The 6,744-nt window shown below is 60.3% G+C and carries 9 protein-coding genes; 3 read left to right on the top strand and 6 right to left on the bottom strand.

The window, feature by feature from the left end:
• The 3 genes from ACNA7R_RS18470 to ACNA7R_RS18460 form a co-directional block, all read left to right on the top strand.
• Window positions 1-661 (top strand): cysteine hydrolase family protein (locus ACNA7R_RS18470; RefSeq protein WP_416284987.1); only part of this gene is annotated, 661 nt, incomplete at its 5' end.
• A 127-nt stretch (window positions 662-788) separates the two neighbouring features.
• Window positions 789-1,619: an alpha/beta fold hydrolase gene (locus tag ACNA7R_RS18465; protein ID WP_416284986.1), complete on the top strand. Its 831-nt coding sequence runs from the start codon at window positions 789-791 to the stop codon at window positions 1,617-1,619.
• A 201-nt stretch (window positions 1,620-1,820) separates the two neighbouring features.
• Complete coding sequence (locus tag ACNA7R_RS18460) at window positions 1,821-2,207, top strand: DUF302 domain-containing protein (protein ID WP_416284985.1); 387 nt, start codon at window positions 1,821-1,823, stop codon at window positions 2,205-2,207.
• A gap of 57 nt (window positions 2,208-2,264) precedes the next feature.
• Here ACNA7R_RS18460 and ACNA7R_RS18455 read toward each other — a convergent pair whose 3' ends face one another.
• From ACNA7R_RS18455 to ACNA7R_RS18430, 6 genes are all read right to left on the bottom strand, one after another.
• Complete coding sequence (locus tag ACNA7R_RS18455) at window positions 2,265-2,570, bottom strand: putative quinol monooxygenase (protein WP_416284984.1); 306 nt, start codon at window positions 2,568-2,570, stop codon at window positions 2,265-2,267.
• 66 nt (window positions 2,571-2,636) lie between these two features.
• Window positions 2,637-4,022, bottom strand: coding sequence for a dihydrolipoyl dehydrogenase (lpdA, locus tag ACNA7R_RS18450; RefSeq protein WP_416284983.1), 1,386 nt, complete (start codon window positions 4,020-4,022; stop codon window positions 2,637-2,639).
• A gap of 762 nt (window positions 4,023-4,784) precedes the next feature.
• On the bottom strand, window positions 4,785-5,300 hold the full coding sequence (locus ACNA7R_RS18445; RefSeq protein WP_416284982.1) for a redoxin domain-containing protein: 516 nt from the start codon (window positions 5,298-5,300) through the stop codon (window positions 4,785-4,787).
• 3 nt (window positions 5,301-5,303) lie between these two features.
• Entirely contained in the window at window positions 5,304-5,579 is a 276-nt protein-coding gene (locus ACNA7R_RS18440) for a glutathione S-transferase N-terminal domain-containing protein (RefSeq protein ID WP_416284981.1), read from the bottom strand.
• Between the two features lie 56 nt (window positions 5,580-5,635).
• On the bottom strand, window positions 5,636-6,130 hold the full coding sequence (locus ACNA7R_RS18435; protein WP_416284988.1) for a redoxin domain-containing protein: 495 nt from the start codon (window positions 6,128-6,130) through the stop codon (window positions 5,636-5,638).
• 76 nt (window positions 6,131-6,206) lie between these two features.
• Window positions 6,207-6,692, bottom strand: coding sequence for a DsbA family oxidoreductase (locus tag ACNA7R_RS18430; RefSeq protein WP_416284980.1), 486 nt, complete (start codon window positions 6,690-6,692; stop codon window positions 6,207-6,209).
• Window positions 6,693-6,744: the final 52 nt, after the last annotated feature.

Genomic DNA, 6,744 nt, shown 5'->3' with positions numbered 1-6,744 from the left:
TGTAGATATCACCGCCGAAAGCACCGCAGTACTGATCACCGACCCCCAGATAGACTTCTTGAAGCCCGAGAGCGTCGTCTGGGAGAAAATCGGCGAAACTGTCGAAGAGAACGCAGTCGTCGAAAAACTTCAGCAGCTTCGTGAGGCCGCTCGGGAGGGTGACGTTCCGGTGTTCTACTCCCCCCACTACTACGAGGACGCCGAGTACGACGAGTGGCAGCACCTCAACACGATCGACGAAATCATGTTCGACACGCGGATGTTCGACGTCAACGGCGATGGTGCTGACTTCGTTCCTGAACTCGCACCCGACGAGAACACGTTCGTCCTCTCCCCGCACAAGCAGCTCTCCGGCTTCTGGAGCAACGACGTTCAAATCCAACTCCGGCAGCGCGGCATCGATACCCTGGTTCTGGCCGGCATGAGCGCGAATCTCTGCGTCGAGTCCCACCTTCGCGACGCCGTCGAAAACGGATTCGAGGTAGTAACGGTGACCGATGCAACTGCCGCTGCCGGTCGAGAGGCGCTGGAAGCCGCCCACACGAATTTCGAGTTCATCGCTCACGAGACGGCCACGACTGACGAGGTCGTCGACCGGTTGGCGACAGCGAACACCGTAGCCGAGGGCGTCTCGGCCGACGGTGGCGGAACTGACGACTGACGGCGATAATAGCGGTTTTGGCGATAACGGGACCGGGCACAAAACGCACTCAAACCGTTCGGTTGTCGGAGAACAGCCGGAATCCGACCGGAATAGAACTTTTACGTTTCCCGCCGAACGGCGGCACGTGCACCACGACACCTGGACCGATTCCCAGACGGAGACCACCGTCACCGTCGACGGCCACGAGCTGTCGATGGCGTACCGCGACGAGGGGGCGGGCGTGCCCGTCGTGTTTCTCCACGGGATTCCGACGTGGTCGTTTCTCTGGCGGCAGATCGCGCCACAACTGACGAATAGCTTCCGAACGATCGTCCCGGATCTCGTCGGCTACGGAAACAGCGATCGACGCGACGCGTTCGACCGCTCGATCCGCGCGCAGGAACAGGCCGTGACCGGCCTCGTCGACCGGCTGGGACTCGAGGCGTTCCACATCGTCGGCCACGACATCGGCGGTGGTGTCGCGCTCCGCTACGCCGCACACACTGACAGCCGGGTCGAGAAACTGGTCCTGTCGAACGCGACGGCGTACGGCTCCTGGCCGGTCGAGTACATCACCTCGCTGGGGCTTCCTCGGACGCTCGAGATGGACGCCGACGCGTTCCGTGAGGAACTCGATCGCGCGTTCGTCGACGGACTCGAACGGGCCGACCCGGACCCCGAGTGGATCGACGGCATGACCGAGCCCTGGCTCCGATCCGACGGGCAGCGGGCGTTCGCCCGCGCCGCCGTGGCGACGAACACGAACCACACGACCGAGATCGAGTACGATGCCATCGACGTCGATCTGTTGTGTCTGTGGGGCGCAGCCGATGCGGAGCAACCCGTCGACGACGGGCGACGGCTCGTCGACGATATCGGTGGTGATGTCGTCGCGCTCGAGGAGGCCGGCCACTGGGTGACCGAGGACCGGCCGGACGCGTATCGCGACACCCTCGAGGCATTTCTCGTGGAATGAGCGACAGCCGATCGACGGGTTACCGAGGGAAGCGCAACCCCGGTACGTGTCGTTTCGGCATACGACCGGGTCAGCATTATCCGTCGTGCAGTCGTCGTTTGCGTGATGTCTGGGAAATTATCGCGTAACGACGACGGAAGAGAGGGTGTCGGTACCGATGCCCGACGGTTACTCGCCGACGGCGGATCGGACGACGGACTCGTGACAGTGGAGAGCGACGCCGACGTCGAGACCTCCGTCGAGCGCGTAAAAGACGCCATCGAGGAGAACGACGACCTGGGCCTGATGGCGGAGTTCGACCACGAGGCCAACGCTGACTCGTCCGACTACGCCCTCAAACCGACGACCGTGCTGGTGTTCGGGAACCCGAATCTGGGAACACCGTTGATGCAGTCGGCCCGGACGCTGGCGATCGATCTCCCGCAGAAACTACTCGTTATGGAACGAGCGGACGGAACGGTCACGGTGAGCTACAACGATCCGACCTATCTCGCGGAACGACACGGTCTCGACGAGGCAGACGACCGCTTGGACACCGTCTCGGACGCGCTGTCGTCGCTGGCCGCTGTCGCGACCGGACAGGAGTAGGCCAACTCGTTGCGGCTACGGATTCCGATCAGCAGCGAGAGCGACGCGTCCTGCCGGTCACAGTTCGACCGGAGACGCCGACTCGACGTCGAATCGGGTGACTTCGGGGTCGCCCGAGAGCAGATCCGGGAGCGCCTCTTCGAACGTCTCGAAGTGATCTGTCTCCGCGTGCGCACCGAAGGCGGCCTCGTCCTCGTATCGTTCGAAGAATCGGAACACGTTCGGTTCCTCGACGTCCGTCGTGACTCGATAGTCGACGACGCCGTCTTCCTCACGGGAATCTTCGGCTAGAGTTTCTACGAGCTCGAGGGCTTCGTCGCGGCTATCCGGATCGACCGGGAACGTCGCGTGGATAACGAGCATCACACTCACCTCGACCGACGAGCCACAAAGTTCTGACCCGGTCATGCACTGGTCGTGCATTTCTAATTAAGACGGTTTCTGCACGCCGCCTGCCGCGGAGTTGACGACTTCCGAGAGCGTCGGATGGACGTGGATCGTGTTCGCGACGTCCGACGCAGTCCCGCCGAGTTCCATCGCCACGACGAGTTCGTGGATGAGATCGTCACCGCCTTTGCCGACGATGTGAGCGCCGAGTATCTCGTCAGTGTCGGCGTCCGTGACGATCTTGACGAATCCGTCCGTCTCGCCGAGCGCCTTGGGTTTCCCCTGTTCCTGATACTCCGTACGGCCAACGGCGACATCGCGGCCCGCTTCCCGAGCCTCGGCTTCCGTGAGTCCGACGCGTCCGACCGGCGGATCGGTGAACACCGCGTGCGGAACGTGGCGGTCCGTCCGGTCGATCGATTCGTCTTCGACCAGGTGACGGTACAGCAGCTCGGCGTCGTCTCGAGCGGAGTGGGTGAACATCGGCATCCCCGTCACGTCGCCCAGTGCCCACACCGTCTCGGCCGTCGTTCGGTACTGTTCGTCGACATCGATAAATCCCTTCTCGTTGGTTTCAATACCCGCATCATCGATTCCGAGCCCGTCGGTGTTCGGTTGCCGACCAGCAGCGATCAACACGTCCGACGCCTCGACAGTGAGCGTCTCCCCGTTCTGATTCGCCGTCACCTCGATTCCGTCGTCCGTTTCGGCGAGCTGTTCCACGCCGGTGTTCGTCTGAACGGTGATTTCCTCGGATTCGAAGACGTCCTGCACGACGCGACTCACGGCCGGTTCCTCGCCCGGAAGAACGCGCTCGCTGCGCTGGAACAGCGTCACGTCCGCCCCGAATCGGGCATACATCTGGGCGTACTCGACGCCGACGTAGCCGCCGCCGACGACGACGAACTGATCGGGCAACTCGGTCACCTCGAGCGCGGACGTGCTGTCTAGCGTCGAGACATCCTCGAGTCCGTCGATCGGCGGTTTCGCCGGGCGGGCGCCCGTGTTAATCACGATGCGGTCCGCGGAGAGTACGCGATCGTTCACCGCGATCTCGGTCGGTGATTCGAAGACGCCGTGTCCCTCGACGAGCGTGAGATTATCCGCGTTTTCGACGTTGTCGTACGCGCCGGAGCGAATTCCTTCGACGACGCGTTGCTGGCGCTCGACGACAGTCTCCATATCCGTAGTATAGTCGTTTTCAACATCAACGCCGAACTCCGCTGCGCGATCGACGAGGTGAGCGACTTCCGCGCTTCGAAGCATCGTCTTCGTGGGGATACAGCCGCGATTGAGACACGTCCCCCCGAGCAAATCGTCTTCGATGAGGGCGACGTCCAACTCGCTGTATGCACTTTTGAGCGCGACGGGGAGACCGGCCATTCCGCCACCGAGGACGATGAGGTCGTATTCGTCGCTATCAGTCATTTATTCTCCCCCCCAATTGGATTGGGGACCGTTTCGGTTGGTAGCTGGCGCGAATCGGTTCTACAGTCGGCACTGGGAGTAGTCGGTACTGCCATACGCCACGAGCAACGACTATTGAAATAAAGCTGGGGCTGGCCATTTTATTCGCACTATTCACCCCAACATACTTCTGGTAACTAACCGCTCACTACGTGTGCATATGGCTCGCTTCGCTCGCCATCTCATATCAGCCGACGCGTCGTCCGAGACGCGCGACAGCGCGTCTCTCTGCGGGACGACGATCGAACCGCGAGCGAAGCGAGCGGTGAGTGAGTCGTCTATCTTGTTCATATCCGGGCAACGACTATAGTAGCCACTGACACGATTTACACACTGATCTCGACGCTGTCCTGCGATCGGGTGTACATTGACTTTCAGTAGCTATTATAAATCACCGAAAATTGTGCTGGTCGGTGATAACAGAGAAACCCAAAACGCGGGCCAATAACGGTGTATTAGTACCGCAGGACTTCATCTCCAACCCACCGGTTTATCCGACACCGACGATTAGAGAGTGGTATGCCTGCGACGCTTGAAATTGCATGTGAGAACGGTGATTGTGAACTAGATATGGCCGAACTCCACTACACGTACGATATGCCCGACGGCGTCACTGTCGACGATTTCCAGTGCCCTTACTGCGGGCAGTCAGACTCCCTACGAGAAATCAAACTGTAAACTGAAGAGCACATCCACCCATCCGCAACCCGGAGCGTTATTGACTTAGAGCCCAGCGAGTTCGTCCTCGATCTCGTCGTAATCAGGGAATGCCGGCCACTCCTGAGCCACCCAGGCGTACCGAGTCGTCCGTTCCTCGTCGATGAGGAACACGGCGGGCCGTGGTTCGCTGACTCCCGCCATTCCATCGAGATCGTTGACGATCCCGTATTCTTGAGCAACGCCGTTCTGCGGGTCGCTGAACAGTCGATATGACATCTCGCGCTCCTCAATGAACGTCTTGTGCTCGTATGGGGACGAGATCGAGAGCCCGACGATCGTGACATTGTAGTCCTCGTCCCACGCACGGTCGCGCAACTCGTTCCAGATGTACGTCGCCGGAAAGTCCCCATCCATCGTATAGAACACGAGGAGCACCGGCCCGTCTGCGGTGAGGTCCGACAGGGCGACGTCCTCCCAGTATTCTTTGTTTACCAGCGGGCGGACGAACTCCGGCGCCTGTGTGCCTTCTTCAGGATGGTCCGACTCCTCGAGGTCGACGACCTCGAAATCGAGCTCCATCGGTTACGCCTCCGCTCCGTAGGTGTTGTCGAGATAGTCGACGATGTCCGCGCTCTCGGACATCGTCACACCGGTGTTCTCGTCGACGATCGCAGGCACGGTACGTTTGCCGCTGATACGCTTGACGACGTCACGCTCGGAGTGCATCGCCTCGACGAACCGCGAGCGGTACTCGAGGTCGTACTCGTCAAGCTTGCGAACGACGCGCTCGCAGAACGGACAGGCTTGAAGTCGATACAACGTGATCGATGGGTCGGTAGTGGATGGAGATTCGCTCATTGTGGACTCAGTTTGAATTGGTGTCGCGGGTGGGTAAACACTGTGCTGGCAGCACTCTACGAGAGCTTCCGGACCTCCGCCAGTAGCTCGTCTATCGACGGCCGGTCCGCTGGTGACGTCCCCTTGTGGACGTACGTCACGGTTGGGTCGTCTCCTCGGACATCGATGACGAGCGCTTCGGGCATTCGGCCGATCATATCGTGGAGGTTCCCGAGGACACCGAATCGAGACGGTTGGTCGAGGTCGTCACCCAGTTGCTTCACCGGGTCCGCGAGGAGGGGAAACGGCAGGTCGTACGACTCCTGCCAGTTGCGGGCTTGATCGACGGATTCAGGAAGGACAGACACGACGAGCGCGTTCTCGGCTTCGAACTCGTCGTAGCGCGCGGCAACGTCCTGTACCTGTTGCCGACACTTCCGACAGTGGTAATCCCGCTGGAGTAACAAAACGACCGCGTCGATATCGGGATTCGAAAGCGTGTCCTCGAGCCGGAACGGCGACGTCCCCGCCCCAGCGTTTTCCAATTCAAACGTCGTAACGCTCACAGACATTGGTTCTGGTAGGGCGAATTTACAAATAAATTGCAGGGGGTAGTGCAAGCGCCGGACCCAACCGCGAATGACGGAATCATGTTCCTTCGACGAGTCGCTCTAACTGTGCAGGCGGAACCGAACCTCGAGCACTGTACCCTTCGTAGACGAATGTCGGCACGCCCGTCACGCCGTCCTGCTGGGCTTCAGTAAACTGTTCCTGGAGACGGTCGCGAAGTTGCTCGTCTGCGATTGCCGCTCGAATCTCGTTACCGTCCAGTCCGCTTTCGTCCGCAATATCGGCTAATACGTCACCATCACCAATGTCTCGTCCATCGACCTTCTCGCGAACCTGGTCGAAGTACGCTTCGTTCTTACCATCGTCGACCGAGTGGTCGATCTCACCGTCGGGTCCGCGCTTTTGGCTCCGAAGATCGAACGGCCGCCAGTCGATCTGAAGGTAACTCTCGCGTCTGTCCTGGTATTCTTCAAGAGAGCGTCGTCCGAGATAACAAAACGGACACACGTAATCGGAATACACCGTGATGCGGTCGTTGTTCTGATACGGTTTACTGTAAGTCATTACCGGCGCAACCGCCGCACGGGTCGCGGTTGCGCCGGTAAATCGTTACAGC

This window comes from Natronococcus sp., assembly GCF_047921035.1.
Lineage (GTDB): Archaea > Halobacteriota > Halobacteria > Halobacteriales > Natrialbaceae > Natronococcus.
Note: the sequence above shows the minus strand (reverse complement) of the source record. Positions and strands in the feature narration are given on the sequence as shown.

Coding starts and splice junctions, on each gene's coding strand:
- ACNA7R_RS18455 (WP_416284984.1), bottom strand. CDS start 2,570: ATGCTCGTTATCCACGCGACGTTCCCGGTCGATCCGGATAGCCGCGAC.
- lpdA (WP_416284983.1), bottom strand. CDS start 4,022: ATGACTGATAGCGACGAATACGACCTCATCGTCCTCGGTGGCGGAATG.
- ACNA7R_RS18445 (WP_416284982.1), bottom strand. CDS start 5,300: ATGGAGCTCGATTTCGAGGTCGTCGACCTCGAGGAGTCGGACCATCCT.
- ACNA7R_RS18440 (WP_416284981.1), bottom strand. CDS start 5,579: ATGAGCGAATCTCCATCCACTACCGACCCATCGATCACGTTGTATCGA.
- ACNA7R_RS18435 (WP_416284988.1), bottom strand. CDS start 6,130: ATGTCTGTGAGCGTTACGACGTTTGAATTGGAAAACGCTGGGGCGGGG.
- ACNA7R_RS18430 (WP_416284980.1), bottom strand. CDS start 6,692: ATGACTTACAGTAAACCGTATCAGAACAACGACCGCATCACGGTGTAT.